This is a genomic window from Lentzea kristufekii (assembly GCF_033949925.1).
Classification (GTDB): Bacteria; Actinomycetota; Actinomycetes; order Mycobacteriales; family Pseudonocardiaceae; genus Lentzea; species Lentzea kristufekii.
Genome location: NZ_JAXAVV010000013.1, coordinates 232,610 through 258,156, shown reverse-complemented (window position 1 = coordinate 258,156; position 25,547 = coordinate 232,610). Strand labels below are relative to the sequence as shown.

Annotated in this window: 24 protein-coding genes and 1 riboswitch; of the genes, 8 read left to right on the top strand and 16 right to left on the bottom strand. The window is 68.7% G+C overall.

Annotated features, from left to right (window positions below; all coding sequences use genetic code 11):
- Positions 1–233 precede the first annotated feature (233 nt).
- Positions 234–1,574 (bottom strand): polysaccharide lyase 6 family protein, encoded by a 1,341-nt coding sequence (locus SK571_RS26800; protein ID WP_319986840.1) that lies wholly within the window; start codon positions 1,572–1,574, stop codon positions 234–236.
- A 43-nt stretch (positions 1,575–1,617) separates the two neighbouring features.
- A complete protein-coding gene (locus SK571_RS26795; RefSeq protein ID WP_319986839.1) occupies positions 1,618–2,052 on the bottom strand; it encodes an NUDIX hydrolase in 435 nt (144 codons plus the stop codon).
- 72 nt (positions 2,053–2,124) lie between these two features.
- On the opposite strand from SK571_RS26795, the gene SK571_RS26790 reads away from it, so the two are divergent.
- The 6 genes from SK571_RS26790 to SK571_RS26765 all read left to right on the top strand — a co-directional run bounded on the left by SK571_RS26790 (position 2,125) and on the right by SK571_RS26765 (position 8,373).
- The gene (locus tag SK571_RS26790) at positions 2,125–3,057 is read left to right on the top strand and encodes an SPFH domain-containing protein (protein WP_319986838.1); all 933 of its coding nucleotides are present in this window, start codon (positions 2,125–2,127) and stop codon (positions 3,055–3,057) included.
- Positions 3,057–3,284 (top strand): hypothetical protein, encoded by a 228-nt coding sequence (locus SK571_RS26785; RefSeq protein ID WP_319986837.1) that lies wholly within the window; start codon positions 3,057–3,059, stop codon positions 3,282–3,284. The genes SK571_RS26790 and SK571_RS26785 overlap by 1 nt, the downstream gene beginning before the upstream one ends.
- Positions 3,285–3,301: 17 nt before the next feature.
- Entirely contained in the window at positions 3,302–4,693 is a 1,392-nt protein-coding gene (locus SK571_RS26780) for an ATP-binding protein (protein WP_319986836.1), read from the top strand.
- A 115-nt stretch (positions 4,694–4,808) separates the two neighbouring features.
- Entirely contained in the window at positions 4,809–7,073 is a 2,265-nt protein-coding gene (locus tag SK571_RS26775; protein WP_319986835.1) for a glycoside hydrolase family 3 N-terminal domain-containing protein, read from the top strand.
- A gap of 125 nt (positions 7,074–7,198) precedes the next feature.
- On the top strand, positions 7,199–7,465 hold the full coding sequence (gene rpsT / locus SK571_RS26770; protein ID WP_030479455.1) for a 30S ribosomal protein S20: 267 nt from the start codon (positions 7,199–7,201) through the stop codon (positions 7,463–7,465).
- A 98-nt stretch (positions 7,466–7,563) separates the two neighbouring features.
- On the top strand, positions 7,564–8,373 hold the full coding sequence (locus SK571_RS26765) for a hypothetical protein (protein ID WP_319986834.1): 810 nt from the start codon (positions 7,564–7,566) through the stop codon (positions 8,371–8,373).
- Positions 8,374–8,385: 12 nt separating this feature from the next.
- Here the strand turns inward: SK571_RS26765 and holA are convergent, their stop codons facing one another.
- Positions 8,386–9,363, bottom strand: a complete 978-nt coding sequence (holA, locus tag SK571_RS26760; RefSeq protein WP_319986833.1) for a DNA polymerase III subunit delta — start codon at positions 9,361–9,363, stop codon at positions 8,386–8,388.
- 78 nt (positions 9,364–9,441) lie between these two features.
- A riboswitch (SAM riboswitch) is annotated at positions 9,442–9,585 on the top strand.
- Between the two features lie 11 nt (positions 9,586–9,596).
- Between holA and thrC the strand changes: the two genes are divergently transcribed.
- Positions 9,597–10,853 (top strand): threonine synthase, encoded by a 1,257-nt coding sequence (gene thrC / locus SK571_RS26755; RefSeq protein WP_319986832.1) that lies wholly within the window; start codon positions 9,597–9,599, stop codon positions 10,851–10,853.
- Positions 10,854–10,863: 10 nt separating this feature from the next.
- On the opposite strand, the gene SK571_RS26750 is transcribed toward thrC, so the two are convergent.
- The 10 genes from SK571_RS26750 to SK571_RS26705 form a co-directional block, all read right to left on the bottom strand.
- On the bottom strand, positions 10,864–13,677 hold the full coding sequence (locus SK571_RS26750) for a DNA internalization-related competence protein ComEC/Rec2 (RefSeq protein WP_319986831.1): 2,814 nt from the start codon (positions 13,675–13,677) through the stop codon (positions 10,864–10,866).
- 902 nt (positions 13,678–14,579) lie between these two features.
- Positions 14,580–15,278: a ComEA family DNA-binding protein gene (locus tag SK571_RS26745; RefSeq protein WP_319986830.1), complete on the bottom strand. Its 699-nt coding sequence runs from the start codon at positions 15,276–15,278 to the stop codon at positions 14,580–14,582.
- An 87-nt stretch (positions 15,279–15,365) separates the two neighbouring features.
- Positions 15,366–16,259 (bottom strand): DegV family protein, encoded by an 894-nt coding sequence (locus SK571_RS26740; RefSeq protein WP_319986829.1) that lies wholly within the window; start codon positions 16,257–16,259, stop codon positions 15,366–15,368.
- Between the two features lie 20 nt (positions 16,260–16,279).
- On the bottom strand, positions 16,280–16,993 hold the full coding sequence (octT, locus tag SK571_RS26735; RefSeq protein ID WP_319986828.1) for a diglucosylglycerate octanoyltransferase: 714 nt from the start codon (positions 16,991–16,993) through the stop codon (positions 16,280–16,282).
- A complete protein-coding gene (locus SK571_RS26730; protein WP_266037668.1) occupies positions 16,990–17,595 on the bottom strand; it encodes a histidine phosphatase family protein in 606 nt (201 codons plus the stop codon). Before SK571_RS26730 ends, octT begins: the two co-directional genes overlap by 4 nt.
- 8 nt (positions 17,596–17,603) lie before the next feature.
- A complete protein-coding gene (rsfS, locus tag SK571_RS26725) occupies positions 17,604–17,987 on the bottom strand; it encodes a ribosome silencing factor (protein WP_319981659.1) in 384 nt (127 codons plus the stop codon).
- A 142-nt stretch (positions 17,988–18,129) separates the two neighbouring features.
- Positions 18,130–18,333 (bottom strand): transcription antiterminator/RNA stability regulator CspE, encoded by a 204-nt coding sequence (cspE, locus tag SK571_RS26720; protein WP_030468099.1) that lies wholly within the window; start codon positions 18,331–18,333, stop codon positions 18,130–18,132.
- A gap of 85 nt (positions 18,334–18,418) precedes the next feature.
- Positions 18,419–19,000, bottom strand: a complete 582-nt coding sequence (nadD, locus tag SK571_RS26715) for a nicotinate-nucleotide adenylyltransferase (protein WP_319986827.1) — start codon at positions 18,998–19,000, stop codon at positions 18,419–18,421.
- 181 nt (positions 19,001–19,181) lie between these two features.
- Complete coding sequence (locus SK571_RS26710; protein ID WP_319986826.1) at positions 19,182–20,351, bottom strand: cytochrome P450; 1,170 nt, start codon at positions 20,349–20,351, stop codon at positions 19,182–19,184.
- A gap of 16 nt (positions 20,352–20,367) precedes the next feature.
- Positions 20,368–21,633 carry a glutamate-5-semialdehyde dehydrogenase gene (locus SK571_RS26705; protein WP_406602033.1) on the bottom strand — a complete coding sequence of 422 codons (1,266 nt, stop codon included), beginning with the start codon at positions 21,631–21,633 and terminating at the stop codon, positions 20,368–20,370.
- Positions 21,634–21,866: 233 nt separating this feature from the next.
- On the opposite strand from SK571_RS26705, the gene SK571_RS26700 reads away from it, so the two are divergent.
- Entirely contained in the window at positions 21,867–23,951 is a 2,085-nt protein-coding gene (locus SK571_RS26700) for a RecQ family ATP-dependent DNA helicase (RefSeq protein WP_319986825.1), read from the top strand.
- On the opposite strand, the gene SK571_RS26695 is transcribed toward SK571_RS26700, so the two are convergent.
- Genes SK571_RS26695 through SK571_RS26685 form a run of 3 tightly spaced genes read right to left on the bottom strand, consistent with a single transcriptional unit; the run spans position 23,896 to position 25,419 of the window.
- Complete coding sequence (locus tag SK571_RS26695) at positions 23,896–24,171, bottom strand: hypothetical protein (protein WP_319986824.1); 276 nt, start codon at positions 24,169–24,171, stop codon at positions 23,896–23,898. The two genes, SK571_RS26700 and SK571_RS26695, sit on opposite strands and share 56 nt — an antisense overlap.
- Positions 24,149–24,898, bottom strand: coding sequence for a sigma-70 family RNA polymerase sigma factor (locus tag SK571_RS26690; RefSeq protein ID WP_406602032.1), 750 nt, complete (start codon positions 24,896–24,898; stop codon positions 24,149–24,151). Before SK571_RS26690 ends, SK571_RS26695 begins: the two co-directional genes overlap by 23 nt.
- Complete coding sequence (locus SK571_RS26685) at positions 24,895–25,419, bottom strand: RNA polymerase sigma factor (RefSeq protein WP_319986822.1); 525 nt, start codon at positions 25,417–25,419, stop codon at positions 24,895–24,897. The genes SK571_RS26690 and SK571_RS26685 overlap by 4 nt, the downstream gene beginning before the upstream one ends.
- Positions 25,420–25,547 lie beyond the last annotated feature (128 nt).

The window sequence follows — 25,547 nt, the reverse complement described above, 5'->3', positions numbered from 1 at the left end:
TACGCTGACTTACTTCCGGGGCTTGTGTTGCAAAGCTTATTTGGTCTTGCTTGCCGGTGTCAAATCGGCCTCTAGGAGGCTTTATCTCTCCGGTTTTTGCCAGGCTCGTTCCGGTCTGTCTTTCCGGCCCGCTTCGCTCTGACATGGAGAACATTACACGGGCCTGTTTCGATCTCCAAATCGGGGGGTCCTGGTGACCGCGAAACGTGCGGTCACCAGGACAAACGCGTTCGTCAGGGCGCGGAGACCCCGACGTCGGCCTTCGTCAGCGGCTTCCGCACCGCGGACGAGTTGTACTCATCCGCCCCGACATCGGGCTTACCCACGCGCGGCTGAGGATCGAAGTCGCGCGTGACATAGGAGTACGTGCCTGCGGACGAGTCGACCGCCGGGCTTCCGGAGGCGAGACGCAGCAGACCGTTCGAGTCGCGCACCAGCTTCGGGTCCACGGACCTGTAGCCGGACGGGATGCCGGCGGTGCCGCCCCAGACGATGTTGCCCTCGTACCTCACGGTCGAGCCGCTCATCATGTCGATCAGCTTCGACGAAGAGCCCTGGATGACGTTGTTCGCGAGCACGCAGTCCTTAGGTGCATAAGTACCGGTGTCGCTGTCGACCACGGCGCCCGTGCCGACGAGGGTGTTGAACGCGACCGTCACGCGGTCGGGGCGGTCGTGCGACGTGGAGGTCGGACCGCTGTCCGTCTCCGAGCCCTTGCCGAACACGATCGCCCGGTCACCGGTGTTCTGCACGTAGTTGTTGAACACCTTGTGGTCGTTCCCGTGGAACCGGATGCCACTGCCGAACAGCAGGTTGCCCTCGACCGTGGTGCGGTTGCCGTGGCGCAGGACGATGTAGCCCCTGCTGTCGCGGATGGTGTTAAAGCGCACCGTGTTGTCCGAGGACTTCACGGAGATGGCCTCGGAGTCGCCGTTCGCCTTCTCGAACAGGTTGTGCTCGATGACCGCGTACGCCGACTTCGACTGCTTGTGGCTGTAGCCGAGCCGGATCGACTCGCCGCCGTTCGAGCCGGTGAAGCTGTGGTTGTAGAAGTAGTTGTGGTGCACCCAGGTCCGTTTGGCGATCTCGCTGCCCGGACCGGTGATCTGCAGGTAGACGCCCTCGTTGCTGCGGTTCGAGAACGTGTTGTGGTCGACCTGGACGTCGTCGGCGCTGACGGTGAGCGAGGCACCGTCCTTGTTGCCGTTGTACGTGTTGCGGGTGATGCGCGTGGCCTGCGCCTCCACCGGGACCGAGAGCGTGCTGCTCCCGTCGAAGACGAAGCCTTCGATCGTCACGTCCCGGACGGCCCCGAGTTCGAAGCCGCCGCGGTCGAACACCGCGCCACCCACGGTCCGCGCGGCGACGGTGATGCCCGACTTGGTGATCTTGAGCGGCCGGTCGGCCCGGTGCACGCCGTCGGCGAGCACGATGCGCTGGCCTGGGCGTGCGGTGTCGAGTGCGGCCTGCAGCGAGGACACGTTCGACACGCCGACGACGGCGGCGAAAGCAGGCACGTGGACGAAGGACGACAGCAGGGCGGCCGCGCCTACTGCGGCCAGTGATCGGATCATTCGCCAACTCCGGTGTTGGGTCGCTGGCGGCGGCAGACCCAAGTTAGCGCAAGATTCCGGCAGGTGGGGTAGTTCGGTACAAACCAAGGGCGGTGTCCAGCGACGGCACCCGCTCCAGTTGTCCGATGTCTGCGAGCGGGAACCACTGGGCGAGGTCGGTCGTGCCACCCACCTCGTTGCGCAGCTCGCCGCCGACGATCCGCACCTCGTACATGATGCGAAGCGCGTGGTAGTCGCGGTCGGGCTCCTCGCGGAACTCGGAGTCGATGCCGAGCAGGCGGACCACCTCGGCGAGGTACCCGGTCTCCTCCTCGATCTCCCGGACGACCCCGTCGTACGGGTGCTCGCCGTGGTCGATGCCGCCTCCCGGCAGGATCCAACGTTTGCCCTTTGGGCCAAGCCAGCGCGCCAGCAGGATCTCGTCGCGCTCGTTGATGCACACCCCGTACGCCGCCACGCGCTGCTTCTTCGCCCTCATGCGATCCAGCCTAACTGGCGATCATCTCGGAAAAGTGATATCACTTAGCTACTACTTCGACAGGGGGTCCGGATGAGCGCGACAGTGGAGACGACGGTGCAGATGCCTGCACCGGTGGTGCGGGAGAAGCGCGCACAGGACTTGTCGGGACTGCCGGTGTTCTTCGCGGGATTGGCGGTGTACGCGGTGGGCGTGTGGCTGCTGGTCGACGGCGTGATCGGCACGGCGGCGGACGGCGGGGACCCGTCCGCCGCGATCATCGTGATCATGGTCCTGCTGTTCCTGGCGGGGTCGCTGATCTGGAAGGGGCTCTTCACCGTCGCGCCGGGCGAGGCGCGGGTGTTGCAGTTCCTCGGCCGTTACGTGGGCACGGTGCGCACGGACGGTCTGCGGTGGGCGAACCCGTTCACCACGCGGGAGAAGATCTCGACCAGGATCCGCAACCACGAGACGGCGACGCTCAAGGTCAACGACGCGGACGGCAACCCGATCGAGATCGCGGCCGTGGTCGTGTGGCAGGTCGAGGACACTGCGCGCGCACGGTTCGAGGTCGACGACTTCGTGCGGTTCGTCGGCATCCAGACCGAGACCGCGGTACGACACATCGCGAACAGCTACCCGTACGACAACCACGAGGAGACCGGTCTGTCGCTGCGGGAGAACGCGGACGAGATCACCGAGACGCTCGCGATCGAGATCTCGGCACGCGTGCAGTCCGCGGGCGTGAAGGTGATCGAGTCGCGGCTCACGCACCTCGCGTACGCGCCGGAGATCGCCCACGCCATGTTGCAGCGGCAGCAGGCCGGCGCGGTCGTCGCGGCACGGACGCGGATCGTCGAGGGTGCGGTCGGCATGGTCGAGCTCGCGTTGGATCGGCTCGCCGCGCACGACGTCGTGGAGCTCGACGAGGAACGCAAGGCGGCGATGGTCTCGAACCTGCTCGTCGTCCTGTGCGGTGACCGTTCCACCCAGCCCGTGGTGAACACCGGTTCGCTCTACACCTGATGGCTGAACGTAAAAGCGTTCTGCTCAGGCTTGATCCGGCGGTGCACGACGCGTTGAGCAGGTGGGCGAACGACGAGCTGCGCAGCACCAACGCGCAGATCGAGTTCCTGCTGCGGCGTGCGCTGGCGGAGGCGGGCCGGTTGCCCAAAGAGGCAAAGAAGATGCCACGTCGGGGCAGGCCACCGAAGAATCCCGAGGAGAACACCGAGGCCGGACCAGAGGGTTAGTGCGTACGGTGGAATCGATGACGGATCTCCACACATCTGACGCACGATCGCTCGCGTCGGCTCTGCAGGGGTTGTTGGAGGAGGCCAGGAAACTGGTCTCCGACGGCGCGGAGTCGACGCTGGTCCGGAAGGTCTCCGGGCACATAGGCATTCCGATGGCACAGGTTCCCACGGTCACGGCCAAGTTCGTGGCCTGGGAACACGTCAACGTCCACCGCGGGATCGAGACGTACCTCGCCGAGCACTCCCCGGGATCGGAGTGGTTCGGCATAGCGGGGAAGCGCGCGTTCCAGTACCTCGTGGACATGTTGAGCGGGGCGGTGCACGACGGCAGCTTCGGGCTCGGCCCTGTCGACTACGCGACGGTGGCCACCGGCCCGGACACCGCGGTCGAGGCGGTGCAGCTCGGGCTGGTCCTCTCCCGGTCACCGGACGGCGAACCGGTGGTGATCGCGCTGCAGGGTCCGGGCGAGGACTGCGATTCCCAGTGTTCGCTGCAGGTGCTGGCGGGGTCGCTAGAGACAGCGACGGCCACGCGCGAGGCGGTCGAAGGACACATCGCCCGCCACAACCTGTTCCAGGGCAAGGTGATGGCGTTCGGGCTCAGCGAGCACCGGCGCAACCAGCTCCTCACGTTCCTGCCGAGACCGTCGTTGCGGCCTGAGGACGTCGTTCTGCCAGAGGGCGTGCTCGACGCCATCGAACGCCACGTCGTGCGCACGGCAGAGCAAAGCGCACGGCTGAAAGCACACGGGCAGCACCTGAAACGCGGACTGCTGCTCCACGGCCCGCCCGGCACCGGCAAGACGCACACGATCCGGTACCTGATGGGACGGCTGGAGTCCACGACGGTGATCGTGCTGAGCGGCGTCGCGATGTTCAAGCTCCTCAAAGTGGCGACGTCGATGGCGCGGAAGCTCGCGCCGTCCGTGGTGGTCGTCGAGGACGTCGACCTGATCGCGGAGGACCGGCGGCACACCGAGTTCGGCAACCCGGCGCTGTTCGAGCTGCTGAACGAGATGGACGGCGTCGGTTCCGAGGCGGACGTGACGTTCGTGCTCACCACGAACCGCGTGGACGTGATGGAGCAGGCCCTCGCCCAACGGCCCGGCCGGATCGATCTCGCCACGCACGTGCCGTTACCCGACGCGGAGGCACGCGAACGGCTGCTGCGGCTCTACGCGTCCCGCACGGATCTCGACCTTCCGGACGCCTCGGCGATCGTGGCGGCGAGCGAGGGCGTCACGGCGTCGTTCGTGAAGGAGCTCGTGCGGCGGGCGACGGTGCTCGCGCTGGACGACCAACCCGGCGTCGAGCGCGTCCGGCTCGACGAACCGACGATTTCGGCCGCGCTGGCTGAGATGACGGACGAAAAGCAGTTGCTGACGCGCACGATCCTGGGCGGCTGAACAGGCGGTTCACCAGCATGAAAACGCTGTCATCGAGTTCATCCGTTCGGGGGTGTGTTGGCTGACTCCTCCACGCGATCGTGTGCGGCGGGCGCACCGGGAACGTGGAGGAGTCTTGTCTTTGTTCTCCCGCAAACGCGCCGGTCTCGGCGTGCTGGGCGTGGCTGTGGTGATCGCGTCGCTGACACCGGCGGGCGGTCTTGCAGCGGGTGAAGAGATCTATTTGGACAGTCGGGCGTCAACCGAACGGCGGGTCGAGGACCTGCTTCGCAGAATGACGCTCGAGGAGAAGATCGGGCAGATGGCCCAGATCCGCGTCGGGAAGCTGCGCGGTGACTGCAACAACGTCAACGGGCCGTTGGTCGAGTCCTGCCTGAAGGCGGTGCTCGCGGACGCGCACGTCGGCTCGATCCTGTCCGGCGGTGGTGACGCGCCGCTCGACAACACGCCCAGGGCGTGGGCCGAGATGAACAACGCGATCCAGCGCTATGCGTTGGAGCACAACAGGTTGAAGATCCCGATCATCTACGGCGCGGACGGCGTGCACGGGCACAACAACGTCATCTCCGCGACGATGTTCCCGCACCAGATCGGGCTCGGCGCGACGTGGGACCCCGCGTTGCAGGAGGCGATCGGTGTGTCGGCGTCGAAGGCCTTGCGCGCCACGGGTGTCTTCTGGAACTTCGCGCCGGTCTCCGACATCGCGCGGGACACGCGCTGGGGCCGTTACTACGAGACCTACAGCGAGGACCCGTTCCTGTCCGGGCAGCTGGCGGCGGCGAACGTGCGCGGGCAGCAGGCCGAGGTGGACGACACCGCGCAGCTGACCGCGACGGCGAAGCACTTCGCCGGGTACTCGGCGCCGGCGAACGGTCACGACCGCGCGGCGGCGCAGATCCCGATCCGGCAGCTGCAGGACCTCGTGCTGCCGTCGTTCCAGGCGCAGTTCGACGCGGGCGTGAAGACCGTGATGATCAACTCCGGCTCGGTCAACGGTGTGCCGGTGCACGCGTCGAAGTACATGTTGCAGACGCAGCTGCGCGACAAGATGGGCTTCAAGGGCGTCGCGGTCTCGGACTGGCAGGACATGAAGTACCTGGTGGACCGCCACAAGGTCGCGCCCGACTACAAGACGGCGATCGCGATGAGCGTCAACGCCGGTGTGGACATGGCGATGGAACCGTCGAACGCGGCCGAGTTCACGTCGTTGCTGCTGGCGAACGTGCGTGACGGTTCGGTGTCGCGCGGGCGGATCGACCAGGCCGTGCGGCGGGTGCTGAAGCTCAAGTTCGACCTCGGGCTGTTCGAGAAGCCGTACGTGGACCCGGCCAAGGCCGACGGCAACGTGGTGAACGTGGATCGGGACCTGGCGCGCAAGGCCGCCGCCGAGGGCACCGTGCTGCTGAAGAACGACGGCGTGCTGCCGCTGCCGACGTCCGCCAAGAAGATCGTCGTGACCGGTGAGACCGCGGACGACGTGCGTCGTCAGCTCGGTGGCTGGACCGTCGAGTGGCAGGGCGTGCCGGACGACTCGCCGTTGCCGCCGACCGCGACCGTGCTGACCGGTGTTCGCGAGGCTGTTCCCGGTGCGTCCGTCGTGCACGCTCCGACTCAGGCCGCGGCGGTGACTGAGGCGGACGGTGCGGACGCGGTGGTCGTCGTCCTGGGTGAGAAGCCCGGTGCGGAGGGTCCCGCCGACACGGAGAACCCGATGCTGACGGCCGAGCAGCAGGCGTGGGTGGACGCGGTGCAGGCGACCGGCAAGCCGGTGGTCGTGGTGCTGCTGACCGCGCGTCCGCAGGTGCTCGGTGCGGCGGCCGACGCGAACGCGCTGGTCGCGGGCTGGCTGCCGGGCAGCGAGGGTGGCCGGGCGATCGCCGACGTGCTGTTCGGCGCGGTGAACCCGAGCGGCAAGCTGCCGATCTCGTGGCCCAAGGCGCTGGGCGATCCGACGCTGACCTACGACCAGCTGCCGGGCGCGAACACTTCGGCGGGTGCGAAGTACGACCCGCTCTACGCGTTCGGGCACGGATTGTCGTACACGTCGTTCACGACCTCGGGGACCACGGTGTCCGTCGATCGTCGTGACGGCGTGGTGAAGTTCACGGTGGCGAACACCGGTACGCGTGCGGGCACCGCGGTGGTGCCGGTCTACGTGCGCCAGCCGGCCTCACCGGTGCTGACCCCGGACGCCCGGCTGGTGGGCTTCACCCGCGTGGAACTCGCTGCGGGGCAGTCGAAGCAGGTCGAGGTGTCGTTCAAGCTCTCGCAGCTGGCCCTGACCGTCGGCGACGTCGACGGTGACGGGCGCCGTGAGGTCGCCCGCGGTGGCTACGAGGCGGTGGTCGGTGCCGAGAAGGCCACCTTCACGGTGCGCTGAGCTGGCCTGATATCCTTCGTCGTCGTGAACGCGCGGCTCTCCGCCGTGGAGGAGACCTGGCCCTTGTGGCCGGTGCCGACATAGCGCGTCACGAACTCCGGTTTCGACAAGAAGGGTGATGTCGCATGGCGAACATCAAGTCCCAGCTCAAGCGGATCAAGACCAACGAGAAGGCTCGCCTTCGCAACAAGTCGGTCAAGTCGTCCCTGAAGACGGCCATCCGCAAGTTCCGCGAGGCTGCCGAGGCCGGTGACAAGGCGAAGGCCCTGGAGCTGCTGCAGGACGCGTCCCGCAAGCTCGACAAGGCCGCCACCAAGGGCGTCATCCACGCCAACCAGGCCGCCAACAAGAAGTCGGCGATGGCCCTGCGCGCGAACTCCCTCGAGGGCTGATCTCGCTCGTAGCGCTTCGAGCTTCTGCAAAGGGCTCCACCTCCTCCGGGAGGTGGAGCCCTTTCGCATGTGGCCTCGGGCACGGTAGGCGTAGCTCCATGGAATCGCTTGCGCGGATCGACTTCTTCGAGCTGCACGACCTCGACGGCACCCCGCCCGTGCTGCGGACCCTGCACACCGAGTCGATCATGACGATCTACCGGCTGACGGACGCCGCGCGCGAGTACTCACGGCCGCTGGCGCTGGCGTTGCGGTCGGGCGCGGACCACCGGATCGTCGATCTCTGCGCGGGTTCGGGCGGGCCGGTACCGCTGATACAGCGGCGGCTGCACGCGCAGGGCGTCCACACCCAGGTCACGCTGACGGACCTGGTGCCGAACGTGCCCGCGTTCGAGCGCGCCGCCGCCCGGAACCGGCGGCGGCTGCCCGACCCGTGCTGCTCGGTGGACCACGTGCCCACGTCCGTCGACGCCACGGACTGCCGGCTGGATGGGACGCGGACGATCTACGGCGCCTTCCACCACTTCCCGCCCGCGCTGGCCTCGCGCATGCTGCAGAACGCCGTCGACACCCGGCAGCCCATGGTCGTCGTGGACACCAAGCGGTCGTGGCTCTACGTGCTCGTCTTCCCGTTCTTCCTCACGCTGGCCGTGCTGCTCGCGGCACCGTTCCAGCGCAACCCCCTGCCGCGGTACCTGCTGCGGCTGGCGCTGACCTACGTCGTGCCGGTGCTGCCGTTCATGATGTTCTTCGACAGCGTCGTGTCGTTCCTGCGCATGTACGGGCGCGCGGAACTGCGGCGGATCGTCGACGGCCTGGACGGCACCGAGTCGTTCGAGTGGACGATCGGCGTCGAACCCGGCTTCACGGAAGCCCAGTACCTGATCGGGATCCCGCGCCGGGAGTGATCCGGCGGCAGGTCAGCGGCGGCTGTGCGCGGCCACGATCCGGAGCACGGCACGCTCCAGCGCGTAGTCGGCGTCGGCCGCCACGCCCTTCACGTCGGCGTTGAGCCCCGCGACCACCTGCATGGCGTCGGCGAGACCCGACTGGTCCCAGCCGCGGGACTGGGCCTGCGCCTTCTTGATCTTCCACGGCGGCATGCCGAGTGGCCCGGCCAGGCTGAACGGGTCGGCGCGGCCCACCGCGGACACCCGCGCGACCGTGCGCACCGCGTCCGCCAGCGCGTCCGCGACCAGCACGTGCGGCACGCCGAGCTGCATGGCCCAGCGCAACGCCTCCATGGCGCCCGCCCTGTCACCGACCACTGCCTTCTCCGCGACGGCGAACCCCGTCACCTCGGCCTTGCCCTGGTGGTAGCGGCGGATCTCCTCGACCGTCACCTTGCCGTCGGTGTCGGAGACGAGCTGCGACGAGGCCGCGGCGAGCTCGCGCAGGTTCGTGCCGACGGCGTCGATGAGCGTGGCGACGGCTTCGGAGTCGATCTTGCCGCCCGCACGCCGCACCTCGTTGCGCACGAACGCCTCGCGCTCGGCCTGCTTGGCGACCTTGCCGCACTCCGTGACCGCGGCGCCGGCCTTCTTCAGCTGTCCGGGCAGGTCCTTGGCGGCCTTGCTGCGGCCACCGCCCGTGTGCAGGACGACGAGCGTGACGCCGTCCGCGGGCGCCTTGACGTAGGAGAGCACCATGTCGGCGACCTCCTTGCTGATGTCCTGCCCGTTCTGCAGGACGATCACGCGACCCTCCGCGAACAGCGACGGACTCACCAGTTCGGCCAGCTCGGGAGGCGTGAGATCAGTCACCTGGACGCGGGTCAGGTCGGCGGTCGGATCGACCTCTCGTGCGGCCTCGAGAGCCGCCCGAACAGCACGTTCGACCAGCAACTCCTCCTCGCCGACGATGAGGTGCAGTGACTCCGGTGCGCTCACGCTCCGCATCTTCCCACGTCCCGGATCGTGGACGTCTGTGGATGCGCAACGGACTGTTGCCGTACGTTGGTGGCCACAACTGAACACCGCTCATCCAGAGGGGCAGAGGGAACGGCCCGAAGAAGCCCCGGCAACCGGCGTCAGCGCCATGTGCAGAGCCATGTGCTCAGCACCGCGCAGACGATCACGGTGCCAATTCCGACCCGTTCGATTTCGCGGGAAAGATGAGGAGATACCTCGCGATGACTGCTGTCACTGTGCCCACGAGCACGAAGTTCGACCTCGGCCCTGCCCGGGCACTGCTGTGCCGGGAATGTGGGAACGAAACCCCTCTCGCTCCTGAGTACGCCTGTCTCGAGTGTTTCGGGCCGCTGGAAGTGGCCTACGACTTCGGGAAGATCCGGCGCGAGGACATCGAGGCCGGCCCCAGGTCGATCTGGCGCTACCGCGGCCTCCTCCCCGTTCCGTCCACTGTGGAACAGCACCCGAACACCGATCCCGGCGGCACCCGCCTGGTCGAGGCCCACAACCTCGCCAAGGCCCTGGGCGTCCGCAAGATCTGGGTGAAGGACGACACCGGCAACCCCACGCACTCGTTCAAGGACCGCGTCGTCGGCGTCGCGCTCGCCGCCGCCCGCGAGCTCGGCTTCAAGGTGCTGGCCTGCCCGTCCACCGGCAACCTGGCGAACGCCGTCGCCGCGGCCGCCGCCCGTGCGGGCTGGAAGTCCGTCGTTCTCGTTCCCTCCAACCTCGAGCGCGCCAAGATCCTCATGAGCGCCGTCTACGAAGGCGCCCTGATCGCCGTCGACGGCAACTACGACGACGTGAACCGCCTCGCCCAGGAACTCGCCGCGGAGAACGAGGACTGGGCGTTCGTGAACGTCAACGTCCGCCCGTACTACGCGGAAGGCTCGAAGACGCTCGGCTACGAGGTCGCCGAGCAGCTCGGCTGGCGCCTGCCCGACCAGATCGTCGTGCCGATCGCCTCCGGCTCGCAGCTCACCAAGGTCGACAAGGCGTTCCGCGAACTCGGCCAGCTCGACCTCGTCGAAGCCACGCCGTACAAGGTGTTCGGCGCGCAGGCCACCGGCTGCTCGCCGATCTCCGCCGCGTTCAAGGCGGGCCACGACGTCATCCGCCCGGTCCGCCCGGACACGATCGCCCGCTCGCTGGCGATCGGCGCCCCGGCAGACGGCCCGTACGTGCTCGACGCGGTGCGCCGCACCAACGGCGCCATCGACGACGTCACCGACGAAGAGGTCGTCGAGGGCATCAAGCTGCTCGCCCGCACCGAGGGCATCTTCGCCGAGACCGCCGGCGGCGTGACCGTCGCGACGGCGAAGAAGCTCTTCGAGTCGGGCCAGCTCGACCCCGACGCCGAGACCGTGCTGCTGATCACCGGCGACGGCCTCAAGACCCTCGACGCGCTCGGCGACACGGTCGGCCCGCGCGCGACGGTCCCGCCGTCGGCCGAGGCCGTCATCAAGGCACTGGGTTAATCACCGCCGATCATCCCCTCTCCCGGCTCGGAGACGCGCTCGCGTCTCCGAGCCGTTTCACGTCTGATCCCTGGCCTCCGGGGCTCACAGGGAGATCGCGTCCGTCTTGAGCCAGCCCGTGCGCGGAAACCGTTGCAGGCCGTCCACCACGTGCGGCCCGACCGGCTCCACGGTCGCGCGCCACGCCACGATCCGTTGCGGCCACGGGGCTTCCGCCTTGAGCGCGTTGTAGTGGTAGTCGTGCCAGACGTCCGGCGCGACCCGCAGAGCGTCGTCGAACACGTGCTCCGCGACGAGGTCGTACGCCTCCTCCGGTGTCGCCGCCTTCGTCGGCGGCAGCACGTGCGTGGTCGCCGCCTTGTGCGTGATGGCGCGGGTGCCGTCTTCGAGCGTTTCGCAGATGTAGTAACCGAAATCGGGTTTCACCTCGTCGTGCGGCCACGGCGTCGCCGTGTAGTTCGTCTGCCACAGCGCCCACGCGAGGCCCGGCGTGCCGCCGGGAATCGGGTAACGCGCGTTGAACAACCTGACCCAGACCATCTCGTCTCCTTCGTACGATTCGGTTTCCCGGCAACACCGCCAGGTCGCCGTCCTTGTCCGTGCGCAACACCAACGCACCTCCCGTCCGCAGGACGTCGATGACGTGCGGACTCGGGTGCCCGTACCTGTTGCCCGCGCCGACGCTCACCAGCGCCACCCAAGGCCGCACGGCCTTGAGGAACGCGGGCAGTGAGTACCGCGAACCGTGGTGCGGCACCTTGAGCACCTCGGCGCTCAGGTCCCGCTCCCCCAGCAACGCCGCCTGGCCGGCCAGCTCGACGTCACCGGTGAGCAGCACCCGGCCCGCCCTCGTGTGCGCCCTGAGCACGAGCGAGTAGTCGTTCACCGTCGTGTTCTCGGCCTCGGCGATCGGCGGCCGCCTCGGTCCCAGCACCTCCAACTCCAGTCCCGGCAAGGCGAACCGCTCGCCCGCCTTCGGTTCCACGACCCGCACTCCGTGAGCGCGTGCCCGTTCGCCGACCTCCCTCCACGCCCAGGCGGGCTCCTTGAGCGGACCGACCGCGACTGCCCCCACCGCACGCCCGGTGAGCACGGCGTCGAGGCCGCCGACGTGGTCCGCGTGCAGGTGCGTCAGCACCAGCAGCGGAATCCGCTTGATTCCCAACGTCTTCAGGCACCGGTCGACCGCACCGGGATCGGGCCCGGTGTCGACCAGCACCGCCGTGTCGGCGTCGTCGGTCGCGAGGACCAGCGCATCGCCCTGGCCCACGTCGCAGTTGACGACCTTCCACCCGTCGGGCGGCCAGACCGGGGCCACAACTCTCAGCGGCACCAGCACCACGAACCCACCGACGAGCACCGCGACGACCAACGTCCGCGTCTTCTTGATCCGCAGCAACAACACGACCACCGCGGTCACCACCGTCAGCGCGAGCGCACCGGCCCAGCCGTCCGGCCACCCGACCGCCGCACCGGGCACGGCCGACGCCTGCCGCCCGACCGTGATCAGCCAGCCCACAGCGGGCCCGGCCACATGGGTGACGACCTCGGCCACCTGCGGCGAGAGCGGCGCGACGGCCGCCGCCAGCACACCCAGCACCGTCGCCGGTGCGACCACCGGCCCGGCGACGAGGTTGGCCACCACCGACACCAGGCTCACCTGTCCGGAGAGCCCGGCCACCACCGGAGCCGTGGCAAGGCTCGCGGCCATCGGCACGACAATCGCCTCGGCCAGCCCGTTCGGCACGCCACGCCGTTTGAGCGCCCGCGCCCACTTCGGCGCGACGAGCACCAACGCCGCCGTCGCCACCACGGACAACGCGAACCCCGGATCACCGCCCAGCCCCGGATCGTGCAACACCAGGACCAGTACCGCCGTCGCAAGGCTCGGCACCGCGGACCGTTGCCGGCCCATCACCAACGCCAGCAACGCGACGGCACCCATGACAGCTGCCCTGAGCACGCTCGGCTCCGGCCCGGCCAGGATGACGAACCCGACCAACGCCGCCAGCGCGGCGAACGCCGCCGGACGTGGGCCGAGACGTCTGGTGAGCAGGTAGACCGCCCCGCAGACGATGGCCAGGTTCGCTCCGCTGACCGCGAGCAGGTGCGCGAGGCCGGCCGTCCGGAACTCCTCCACGATGCGCGGCACCATCTGCTCGGTGTCGCCCACCACGAGGGCCGGCAGCAGCCCGGCTTCCTCGTCGTCGAGGACTTCGCTCGCCTGTCTCAGGCCATCGCGAAGTTCGTCGACCCAGCTCTGCCAGACCGGCGCCGGCTGGGGGTTCTGCGGCGGACCGCGCACCCGCAACAACGCCGACGCCAGGTCCCCGCCTCTGGAGGGCGCGAGGGTGCCTTTGACCGTGACCTTCTGGCCCGGCAACAGATCTCGCCACTTGTCCGCCGGGGCCAGCAGCACCAGCTGGGCACCGTTCGCCGTCGCTCTGATCACGACGGTCTCGACGCCTGCCTGGGTTCCGCCGAAGCCCGCGGCCCGGATTCCCTTCGGTCTGGTGGTGAGTTCAACGGTGAGGGTGGTGCTGCGGCCTTCGCCGGCGGCCAGGCGGAGTGGGTGGGACTCGGCTCGCAGCACGTGGCCGCCGACCCAGGCCGCCGCGACCGGGCCGGAGATCAGGAGGGCTATCGCGCAGGTCCTGGTCCACCAGGCTCTTCGCCACGCCATGAGGCCGACGATTCCTGCCGCCAAGCCGATGAGCACTGCCGCCTGCCAGCTCAGGAAGAGACCGGCCACGGCTGTGGTCCAGACTGCCGCGGCTGCCGGGACCAGGCGGTAGTCGTGGGCTACCGGGTGTTTGCGAGCCACCGGGGCCTCCCCTGGCCGGTGGGAGGTCTCGGGTCACGGGTGGGACTGCCTTGGCGCGGCCGCGGAGGCTTCGGGTGATGGCGCGGAAGGGATTGCGGCTGCACTTGGGGATGCCTGGCCGTGGGGTGGTGCCAGGCGGTGTCGATGCGCGGGTGACGGGTGATGCGGACTGACGGCATGGCTGGCTCCGATCGGTGAGTTGGTGCCGGGCTGTGGGTCGTTTCGCTGAGCCGGAAAGCGGGTCCGCGGCTGGGGTCGCGGCTCAGAACGCTTCAGGCGGGTTCGGCTGGATCTGGTGGACTGACGGCGAGGGCAGGGGCAGTCGCACCTGGCCGTGGTGATGAGTGGATTCGCCGGGCGGGTGACGTGGTGCGGCAGGTCGGCGGCGCGTGGCGGTTTTCGTTGGTACGGCAACAGGTTCAGGGCTGACGCAAGGCTGTGGCACACACCGTCGTTGCACAGCGACCGAGCGCAGGGCAGTAGCACTCAGCCGCGGTGACGAAGCGGATTCACCTGGCGGGGTTGTGTGGGCTGGGCGGCGGACCAACGGCGAGGCCGCGTGGCCGTTTTCGTTGGTACTGCGGCAGGTCAGGGCTTATGCACGGTTGCGGCGCAGATACGGCACTGCCGTTGCACAGCGGGCGGCGGAACGGCGAGCGGAACAAGCGGAGCCGGGCGCGGTGGTGGGGGTGGCGGGAAGGACGCGGCCAGCCAGTGGCGGAGAGCGGTGGCCAGCGGGCGGAGCCGGCGGCGGGGCGGGGTTCGGGAGCGGTGCACGGGGAACGCGAGAGCCAGCGGGCGTGCGAGGTGGTTGTGGTCGGCTGGGAAGTGGGATGGGCTGGTCAGGTGGCGGTACTGGGCTCTGGTGCGGTGGTAGAGGGCCACGGCCTTCGTCGCGAGGGTCATGTGTGGACCAGGTCGGCCAGCTTGGTGAGCTTCGATTCGCCGATGCCCTCCACGTCGCGGAGTTGGTCCACCGACCCGAACGGGCCTTTGCGGGTGCGGTGCTCGACGATGCGTTGAGCCGTCACCGGGCCCACGCCGGGCAGGCCGTCCAGTTCGGTCGCGGTGGCGGAGTTCAGGTTCAGCTTCGGCTGGGATCCGCCGGCCTGGGCCGCTCCTGCCTGGGGCGGGGGTGGGATGCCCACCGCTATCTGTTCGCCGTCGGTGAGTTTGCGGGCCAGGTTCAGGTTGTGGAGGTTCGTACCCGGTTTCATGCCTCCGGCGAGACGGATGGCGTCGGCTACTCGGGCGCCGGACGGTGCGGTGATCAGGCCTGGGGTGGCCACCTCGCCGACCACGTCCACGACCAGTTCGGGGGCCGGGGCCGCGGTGCTCACCAGGGCCAGGTCCGGGGCCGGTTCGGCGGCGGGGCTCTGCCACCAGCTGCCCAGGCCTATCACCGTGCACGCCACGGCCACGCCGAGAGCGAGCAGACCGCGGCGCGGGAGGCGCGGCAGGCGGAAGCGGCGGCGGGTCGGGCCGTGTTCGTCCGAGTCCTCTGATCGTGCGTAGACCAGGGTCGGGTCGGCTCTCACCTTGTCGGCCAGTGCGGCCAGGCGTTCGGTCGGGAGGGAGTCCTGGTGGGAGCGGGGGAACATGCGAGCGACGTTACGGAGCGGGATGGGTGGGGAGGTGGGGTGAGCTCCGGGGCTGTGGATTACTCGCGGGTTGTGGACAGGTCGCGATCACTCGCGGTTCGGGGACGGGGAATTGTCGGGGGTCTGTGGGAGGCTGTCGGGTCCTCCCGGCAGCACCACGACGCCCAGCACTCCTGGGCCCGTGTGCGCGCCGATCACCGCGCCCACCTCCGAGATCACGCATCCCGTCGAGCCGGGCAGCCGTTCGTCCAGGCGGGTCGCCAGTTCGGCGGCGCGTTCGGGAGCGGCCAGGTGGTGGACGGCCAGTCCGACGGGACCGTCGCCCGCCGCGGCCGCCGCCAGGTCGACCAGACGGCCCACCGCGCGGCTCATCGTGCGCACCTTCTCCAACGGCACGATCCGGCCGTCGTCCATGTGCAGCAACGGTTTCACGGCCAGCGCGGTCCCCACCAGCGCCGCCGCCGTACCGATCCGGCCACCCCGGCGCAGGTAGTCCAGCGTCTCGAGGCAGAAGAACATCCGCGTCTGTCGAGCGGCCGAGGAAGCAGCGTCCTCGACCTCGGCGTGCGAGCACCCGGCAGCCACGGCCGCACTCGCGCGCAACACCGAGAACCCGAGCCCCATGCCCGTCGACCGCGAGTCGACAACGCGAATCTGAGAAGGACCGACCTCCTCCGCCGCCAGCCGCGCGGCCTCCCACGTCCCGGACAGCTCACGAGAGAGATGCACGGACACGACCTCGTCTGACGACGACAGAACCTCGCGGTACACGGCGGCCATCTCGCCAGGCGTGGGGCGTGAGGTGGTCACCCGGCGGTGCTCGGCGAGGGCACCGGCCAGTTCGGAAGGACCGAAGTCGACGCCGTCGAGGCGTCCGGCACCGTCCACCGCGACGTGCAGCGGCACCACGGTGATCGCATGGCGCTTCGCGAAACCCTCGGGCAGGTATGCCGTGGAGTCGGTGACGATGGAGATGCGCACGAGCGACGAGCCTACGGGGCTCACTCCTCCGAGGGACTCAACGCCACGGACGAGATCAGTGAGGCCATCGCCTTGCCCACGAGTTCGTGGCCCTCCCAGCCCCAGTGCATCCCGTCCGGGTTCCCGGCACCGGACCGCACGTGCTCCCCGATCACGGCGGGCAGGTTCAGCAACGGCACACCCGCATCCGCGGCCCAGCCACGCACGGCCGCAACCGCAGCCGCGTGCCCCTGATGGGCGTACGCGTACGTAGCCGCGCGATGCACCGACGGCACGATCGCGACCGCCGGCATCGTGTACTGGAGATTGCGGACGGACTGCAGCATGTCTCGCAGGTAGCGCGCGGTCAGCGCGGGAGGCAGCGACGCCCGCGTGTAAGGCGCCAGCCGGGGCTGCACGAACTGATAGCGCGCACGAACCCACCGTCGCAACCAGTCCGGCCGCACATAACGCAGCCCCTCGCGCAGATACGTCGGCAACGGCGAGGGCAGCGTGTCCATGCTGCCCACCGCGAACACCAGCACGTCCGTACGAGGCAGCAACGACCAGATCCGCGGATCCCCGGTCAACGCCCACCAGGCGTCCCGCGCCGTCCAGCCGAACCCGGCCGCCAGCTCCGCCGATCCACCCAGCGCCTCGGCACAGATGTTGTGCCACAGGCGTGGATGATCAGCGGGCAGCGGACCGGAAGGCCCGAAGAACGACAGCGAGTCCCCGAGGACGAGCAGTCTCAACGCGTGGTGCCCGCGTTGTACGACGTCAGCCGCCAGAGGTCGTTGCGCCGGGTGAACACGGTCCAGTGGCAGTTCGAGATGCCGCCGAGCTGCGACCAGTTCTCCACCGGCAGGCCGAGCAGCCGGCCGGTCAGGGCGCTGATCAGGCCACCGTGCGCGCACAGCAGCACGGTGCCGGAGAACTCCGCGTCGACCTCGTGCACGACCTTGATGGCCCGCTCGGCCACCTCGACGCGCGACTCGCCGTCCGGCGGCACGAACGTCGGATCGGTGCGCCACACCGTGACCGCGCCCGGCCACTCCCGCTCCACCTCGGCCACGTTCAGGCCCTGCCACTTGCCAAGGTGGGTCTCGCGCAGCCGTTCGTCGATCCGCAGCGGAACGTCCGTCGACGACGTGAACACGCCGGCGGTGTTGCGCGCCCGTTGCAGGTCGGACGCGACCACCATCTCCGGTTCGAACCCGGCGAGCACCGGCACGGCGAACCTGGCCTGGTTCAAGCCGGTCTCGGTGAGCGCCGAGTCCAGATGACCCTGCAGACGACCTGTCGCGTTGTAGTCGGTCTCACCGTGCCGCCACAGCACGAGCCGGCTCAGGGCCATCAGCTACCTCATTCAGCCGTGGACTCGGCGGGGACGTCCGCTTCGAACTCGATGCGCGGGCAGTCCTTCCACAGCCGCTCCAGGCCGTAGAAGCTGCGCTCCTCCGTGTGCTGGACGTGCACCACGACGTCCACGAAGTCCAGCAGCACCCACCGGCCCTCGCGGGCCCCTTCGCGGCGCACCGGCTTCGTGCCGGCCTCCCGCAGCTTCTCCTCGATGTTGTCGACGATCGCGCCGACCTGCCGCTCGTTGTGAGCGGACGCGATCACGAACACGTCGGTGATCACGAGCTGGTCGGAGACGTCGAGCACCGTCACGTCGTGCGCCTTCTTGTCGGCCGCTGCGTTCGCCGCGACCAGCGCCAGCCGTCGTGCCTCGTCGGTGGCTGCCACGTCACTCCTCTGACTTCCGGCAGGCGTCGATACGCCCACACGAGTTACTGAGGGTACCGGCGCGCGCCAACAGGTACTTCACACCCACGCATGACGAAGGCCACCTCAGCGCCCTGAGGTGGCCTTCACCGGTGCCGAAGCCTTAGAGCGGGCGGACCTGCTGGGCCTGCGGCCCCTTCTGGCCCTGTCCGACCTCGAACTCGACCTTCTGGTTCTCCTCGAGCGAACGGAAACCCTTGGACTGGATCTCCGAGTAGTGCACGAAGACGTCGGCCGAGCCGTCGTCGGGCGCGATGAAGCCGAAGCCCTTTTCGGCGTTGAACCACTTCACGGTGCCTGTAGCCAAAGTCTTGCCTTCCACGAACCAGCAACAACCCGCTGATTGTTGCTCCCCGAGCGCTCGGATGCACGCAAAATCCACTCGAACGTGGTTACGACTCGGAGTACAGGCCTGTTTTCGCGATGTATTGGACGACACCGTCGGGGACCAGGTACCAAACGGGCTGCCCGGATGCAGTACGCGCGCGGCATCCGGTCGAAGAGATCGCCATGGCCGGGACCTCGACGAGCGACACCGAGCCGGGCGGCAGGTGGCGGTCGTTCAGCGTGTAGCCCGGACGGGTGACGCCGATGAAGTGGGCGAGGTCGAACGCGTCCGCAGCACGCTTCCACGACAGGATCTGCTCCAGCGCGTCCGCACCCGTGATGAAGAACAGGTCGGCGTCCGGGTACTGCTTCTTGAGGTCCGTGAGCGTGTCCACGGTGTACGTGGGGCCCTCACGGTCGATGTCGACCCTGCTGACCGAGAACCGGGGGTTGGAGGCCGTGGCGATGACCGTCATGAGATAGCGGTCCTCGGCGGCGGAGACCTCCCGCGACGCCTTCTGCCAGGGCTGGCCCGTCGGCACGAAGATCACGCGGTCCAGGTCGAACCTGGCCTGCACCTCGCTGGCGGCCACGAGGTGGCCGTGGTGGATCGGATCGAACGTGCCACCCATGACGCCGATGCGCATCGAGACAGCGTAGACCGGCGTCGGGCCGCTCCCGTGGCCCAACGCCGGTCGTGCTGATCACACCGCACGGCTCAGGGGGAGGACGAGCCGTTCGGGTCGCGGCCCACCCCGAAGCAGAGCCGCGCGCACTGGAGGAACGTGCGGACCGCTCCCCCATTACGCGACCGGACCAAGATTTTTCTCACCAGGCCACGACGAGCTTCAGCGGCCCCCTGACCAGCGAACCCTTGCGGAACTCGACGGGCTCGGCGAGCCGCAGACCGGGCATGCGGCGCAGCAGCGTGCCCAGTGCGACCTGCAGTTCCATCCGCGCGAGCTGCGAGCCGAGGCAGAAGTGGATGCCGTGGCCGAACTGCAGGTGCTGGCCGACCTCACGCTCCAGGTCCAGCTCGGCGCCGTTGGCGTACATCGCCTCGTCGCGGTTCGCCGACGACAGGACCACCAGCACGGCGTCGCCTTCCTTCACCAGCGCGTTGCCGACCTGGACGTCCTCGGTCGCGATGCGGGGGAAGCCGGCGCCGCTGCCCAGCGGGATGAACCTCAGCAGTTCCTCGATGGCGTTCGGGAGCTTGTCGGGGGCCTCACGGAGGCTCTTCATGGCGTCCGGGTGCTCGAACAGCGTCACGACGCTGTTGGAGAGCATGTTCGCCGTCGTCTCGTGACCCGCGACCAACAACGTGATGCCGAACCGGACAAGTTCGTCCTCGCTCAGCCGGTCCTCGTTGTCCCGTGCGGCGACGAGTGCGCTCATCAGATCGTCCGTGGGGTGCGCACGGCGTTTCGCGACGAGGTCGGTGAAGTAGGCGTACAGCTTCATCACGCCGTCCATCGCCTCTTCAGGCGAGTAGCCACCGACCGTGGACAGCGCCTGGTTCGACCACTGGCGGAAGTCCTCGCGATCCTCGAACGGCACGCCGAGCAGCTCGCAGATGACCGTGATCGGGAACGGCATGCTGAAGCCCTCGACCAGGTCACCAGGGTTGTCCAGGCGGTCGAGCAGTTCGTCGGTGATCTGCTGGGCGCGCGGCCGCAGTTCCTCGATCCGGCGCACCGTGAACGCCTTGGACACCAGCCGGCGCATGCGCGAGTGGTCCGCGCCGTCGTGCGTGAGGATCGACCCGCCCGGCGCGATGAGGGGCTGCATCCGCGGCACGTCCTGGCCGACCGTCCGCGCACGGCTGAACCGCGGGTCGCCCAGGACGAACTTCGTCTCTTCGTAGGACGTGACGAGCCAACCCTCGCCGCCGTACGGGTACGTCACGCGCGAGACGAGCTCATCACGCCGTAGACGTTCATAGGCCGGGTCGAGGGTCAGGCCGTCAGCTTCGGAGAACGGATAGGTGGGAGCCATGTCTCCGAACGTAGAGCTACGCCTTCGGTCGTGTGTGTCCTTCGCCCCACACGACCCATTTAGAGGAAGTCAGCTCGGTCAGGCCCATCGGGCCGCGGGCATGCAGCTTCTGCGTGGAGATGCCGATCTCCGCGCCCATGCCGAACTCCGCGCCGTCCGTGAAGGCGGTGGAGGCGTTGACGAACACCGCCGCCGCGTCCACACGCGTCGTGAACCTGCGTGCTGCCGCGACGTCGTTCGTGACGATGGCCTCGCTGTGGCCTGAACCGTACGTCGCGATGTGCTTCACCGCGTCGTCCAGCGAGTCGACGACCTTCGCCGCGATGTCGAGGCTCAGGTACTCGGTGCCCCAGTCGTCGTCGGTCGCGTCGAGGACGTCCGGCTGGTGGGCGAACTGCTCGTCGCCGTGGATGGTCACGTTCTCCTGCTGCAGCGCCTTGGTGATGCGCGGGACGAACTCCTGCGCGACGTCCTTGTGCACCAGCAGGGACTCCGCCGCGTTGCACACGCTCGTGCGCCGCGTCTTGGCGTTGAGGACGATCGCCTCGGCCATGTCGAGGTCGGCGTTCGCGTCCACGTACACGTGGCAGTTGCCGACGCCGGTCTCGATCGTGGGAACCGTCGCCTGCTCCACGACGGCGTTGATCAGACCCGCGCCACCGCGGGGGATCACCAGGTCGACCAGGCCGCGGGCGGTGATGAGGTGGGTGACGGACGCGCGGTCGTGGCACGGCAGGAGCTGCACGCTGTCGGCCGGCAGGTTCACGCTTTCGAGTGCGTCGCGCAGGACGGCGACGAGCGTGGTGTTGGACCGCTCGGCGGTCGAGGAACCCCGCAACAGTGCGGCGTTGCCCGACTTCAGCGCGAGACCGGCGGCGTCGACCGTGACGTTCGGACGGCCCTCGTAGACCATGCCCACGACGCCCATCGGGACGCGGACCTGCTTGAGCTCGAGGCCGTTCGGGAGGATGCCGCCGGTGATGACCTGACCGATCGGGTCCGGAAGGCCCGCAACGGTTTCCAGTCCGACCGCGACGCCGTCGATGCGGGCTTCGGTCAGGGTGAGGCGGTCCAGGATGTTCTCCGGGAGACCGGCTGCCTTACCGGCGTCGAGGTCCTTCTGGTTGGCCTCGATGATCTCTGGCGCGCGCTTGCGGAGGGCGGCGGCCATCTCGAGCAGCGCGGTGTCCTTGCGCTCACGGGTGGCGAGGACTAGTTCGTCGGCGGCGACACGGGCGCGGCGCGCTGCCGCGTGCACCTGATCGCGCAGGTCATCAGTCACGCCACACAGCTTACGACCTGCGACAATCACAATTGTCAGACCCGCCTGCCAGGCTTGCTGCCATGGATGACGACATCGCGAGTTCGCGTCGGTCGTCCGGTCAACCGCTCGTGCTGAATTCGGCGAAGCCCAATTCGGCACGAGTGATTCGGCCGGATGACCGACTTCCCGGCGAACTCGCCGCCGTCTGCGGAGCAGCGGCCGACCAGCACGGCCTGGCAAGCTTGCTCCCCATGGACGACATCGCGTTGCGAGAACTGGCGGAGGAACGGCTCCGGGCACTGGCGGGCCCTGGGGCTGTGCTGCGCGAGGACCAGTGGACCGCGATCCACACCCTCGTGGCCCAGCGCCGCAGAGCGCTCGTCGTCCAGCGCACGGGCTGGGGCAAGTCGGCCGTGTACTTCATCGCGACGGCGTTGCTGCGTCAGCTCGGTGAGGGCCCCACGGTCATCGTGTCGCCGTTGCTCGCGTTGATGCGCAACCAGATCGATGCCGCGGCACGGGCCGGTGTGCACGCGGTGACGATCAACTCGGCGAACCCCGGTGAGTGGGACGCCGTGCAGGAGCAGGTCGCGGCCGGCGAGGTCGACGTGCTCCTGGTGAGTCCGGAACGGCTGAACAACCCCGACTTCCGCGATGCGGTGCTGCCGTCGCTGACGGCGTCGGCGGGCATGCTCGTCGTCGACGAGGCCCACTGCATCTCGGACTGGGGCCACGACTTCCGGCCGGACTACCGCAGGCTGCGGACGTTGCTGACGGAGCTGCCCGCGGGCGTGCCGGTGCTGGCGACCACGGCGACGGCCAACAACAGGGTGGTCCACGACGTCACCGAGCAGCTGGGGCTCGGCGCCGACGAGGGCACACTGGTGCTGCGCGGGCCGCTGGACCGCGACAGCCTGCGGCTGTCGGTCGCGTTGCTGCCGACCGCGGAGTCGCGTCTCGGGTGGCTGGCCGAGCAGCTCGACCGGATGCCGGGGTCCGGGATCATCTACACGCTCACGGTCGCGGCGGCGGACGACATCGCGGCGTTCCTCGCCTCGCGTGGCTTCGCGGTGGCCGCGTACTCGGGCAAGACCGAACCCTCCGAGCGCGAACGCGCTGAGGAGGACCTGCTGAACAACAAAGTCAAGGCGCTCGTCGCGACCTCCGCCCTCGGCATGGGCTTCGACAAGCCGGACCTGGGGTTCGTCGTGCACGTGGGCGCCCCCTCCTCCCCCATTGCGTACTACCAGCAGATCGGCCGTGCGGGCCGCGGTGTCGAGCGGGCCGAGGTGGTCCTGCTGCCGGGTCACGAGGACAGGGACATCTGGGCGTACTTCGCGTCGCTGGCGTTCCCGCCCGAGGTGGTCGTGCGGCAGGTCCTGTCCGCACTCGACGGCGCGGGCAGGCCGCTCTCGACGGCGGCGCTGGAGCCGATGGTCGAGCTGTCGCGCGGCAGGCTCGAGGTGGTGCTGAAGGTGCTGGACGTCGACGGCGCGGTCCGGCGCGTGCGCGGGGGCTGGGAGTCGACGGGCCGGCCGTGGGAGTACGACGGCGAGCGGTACGCGCGCATCGCCCAGGCGCGCAAGGCCGAGCAGCAGGTGATGATCGAGTACCTGCGCACCGACGCGTGCCGGATGAAGTTCCTCCAGGACCAGCTCGACGACCCGACCTCGCACGAGTGCGGTCGCTGTGACAACTGCACCGGTGAGCGGCTGTCGGTCGAGGTGTCCGAGGTGGCGGCGGAAGCGGCTCGCGAACGGCTGCTGCGTCCCGGGCTGGACGTGGCGCCGCGCAAGATGTGGCCAACGGGCATGAGCGCGATCGGCGTCCCGCTGTCCGGCAAGATCCCCGCGGCCGAGGTGGCGGCCACGGGCCGGGCGCTCGGCAGGCTCACCGACATCGGCTGGGGCAACCGGCTGCGCGACCTGCTCGCGGACGGTGCCGACCGCGAGATCCCGGACGACGTGTTCGCGGCGTGCGTGAAGGTGCTGACGGCGTGGGACTGGGACGAACGGCCGGTCGGCGTCGTGACGGTCGGTTCGCGCCGGCGGCCGGAGCTCGTCGGCAGCTTCGGGCACAAGATCGCGTCGATCGGGCGGCTGCCGTTCCTGGGCACCGTGTGGCTCGGCGAGTCGACGCACCGGGCCAACAGCGCCCAGCGGCTGGCCGGTCTCGTGCGGGCGGGCGAGACACCGGACGTGTCCGGTGTGGACGGTCCGGTGCTGTTGGTGGACGACCACATCGACACCGGGTGGACGATGACGGTGGCGGCTCGGATGCTCAGGAAGGAGGGGGTGTCCGCCGTGCTGCCGTTCGCGCTGGCGGTGACGAACTGATCAGCGAGGCTGACCAGCCCAGCAGGCCGATCGCGATCGAGCAGAAGCCGATCGCGATGAGCCCCAGCAGCAGCACAGGGAACACCTTCGGCAATGCCGGCGGATGCAGGTGCACGTCTCCGTTGACGGCACCTGCCTGCACCACGATGCCGGTGGTGGCCGCCACGACGGAGTTGTCGACGGTCATTGGCGGCGGCTCACGGTTGGTGTTCGTCAGCATGGGTGTGCAAGGTGGAAGAGAGGGTCAGTTCATCAGCAGCGGCCTCCTTGCGCAGCCGGGCAAGCGCACGATGTTGCGCCACCCGTACCGCACCCGGCGTCGTACCGACCGCCTCAGCGGTTTCCTCTGCGGAGAGTCCGACCACCACCCTCAACAGCAAGATCTCTCGCTGCTTCTCGGGCATGGCACGCAGCGCCGCAGCTACTCGATTGGACAGTTCGCCCTGCATCGCCCGCTGCTCCGGGCCGGCTTCGGTTCTCACGTCCGGAATTTCGGGAATGGGCTCGGAACGGTTCCTGGCAGCAGACCGATGCGCATTGGCGACCTTGTGTGCCGCGATCCCGTAGACGAACGCGAGGAAGGGCCGGCCCTGATCGCGGTAGCTGGGCAACGCTGTGAGCACCGCGAGACACACGTCCTGAGCGACAGAGTCCGCCGTGACAGCGTTTCCCACTCTTGCGCGGCAGTACCGCACCACAAGAGGACGAATGAACGTCAGCAAGCGTTCAATCGCCTGACTGTCACCAGCTATCGCTGCTGACACATCGTTGTGTTCGCTGCTTTCCTCCACAAGGGAACGACGTGAGGCGGCGTCGAGCCTGTCTGCTCGGACCTTCACCTCCTCGAGGGCGGCCTCAACGTTCAGCCGAGTGGCAACGGAGGCCACGAGTTCCTGATTGGCATGGTCGAGCCAGCTGTCGAATGCACGCGGTCCGTCGAACTTCATGCGGCTCCCCCTCCTTCCACGGACTCCGATCCCGCCGTTCCCTCGAACTCCTTCTTGAGCCGGTCTTTCGCATGTCGCAAGGTCGACCGCACAGTCGTGGAGGTCATCTCAAGCGCCTCGGCAATCTCGACGTTCGTGAATCCGTCCAAATGCCAGGCGAGCACCAGACGTTGCCGCTCGGGAAGTTTCGCCAGCAGGTATTCCACCTGAGGCTGCTCCACTATCGCGGCAAGCGTGTCGTCCACCGAGTGGTCGTTGGGCGCGTTCAGCCAACCTCCAGAGATGGCGCGTCTGACACCTTCCCTGTTTCGCAGCGAGGACTTCAACGCGATGCGATACGCGGCCTTGCGCACCCACGCCGAGGCACAGGTCAGAGTGGCCCAACTGCTCCGAGCCGCGACCATGGCGTCGACAGCCGCATCCTCGGAGGTGGCCCGGTCGAAGTTCATCTTGACCAGGAAGGCGACCAGGTGTCCGAACTCGCGGCGGAAGAAGTCGTCGAAGTCGATCGAACTCGCCACGCTCGCGCCACCTCCTTGCCAAGGTCGGGAACAGCCGTCACTGCTGTAGTGCGCCGGGAACCTCGCCGCGTGCAAAAGAAATGCGGAACAACGATCGGGTCGATGTTCCGTTCAGCCGAGATCAGGGT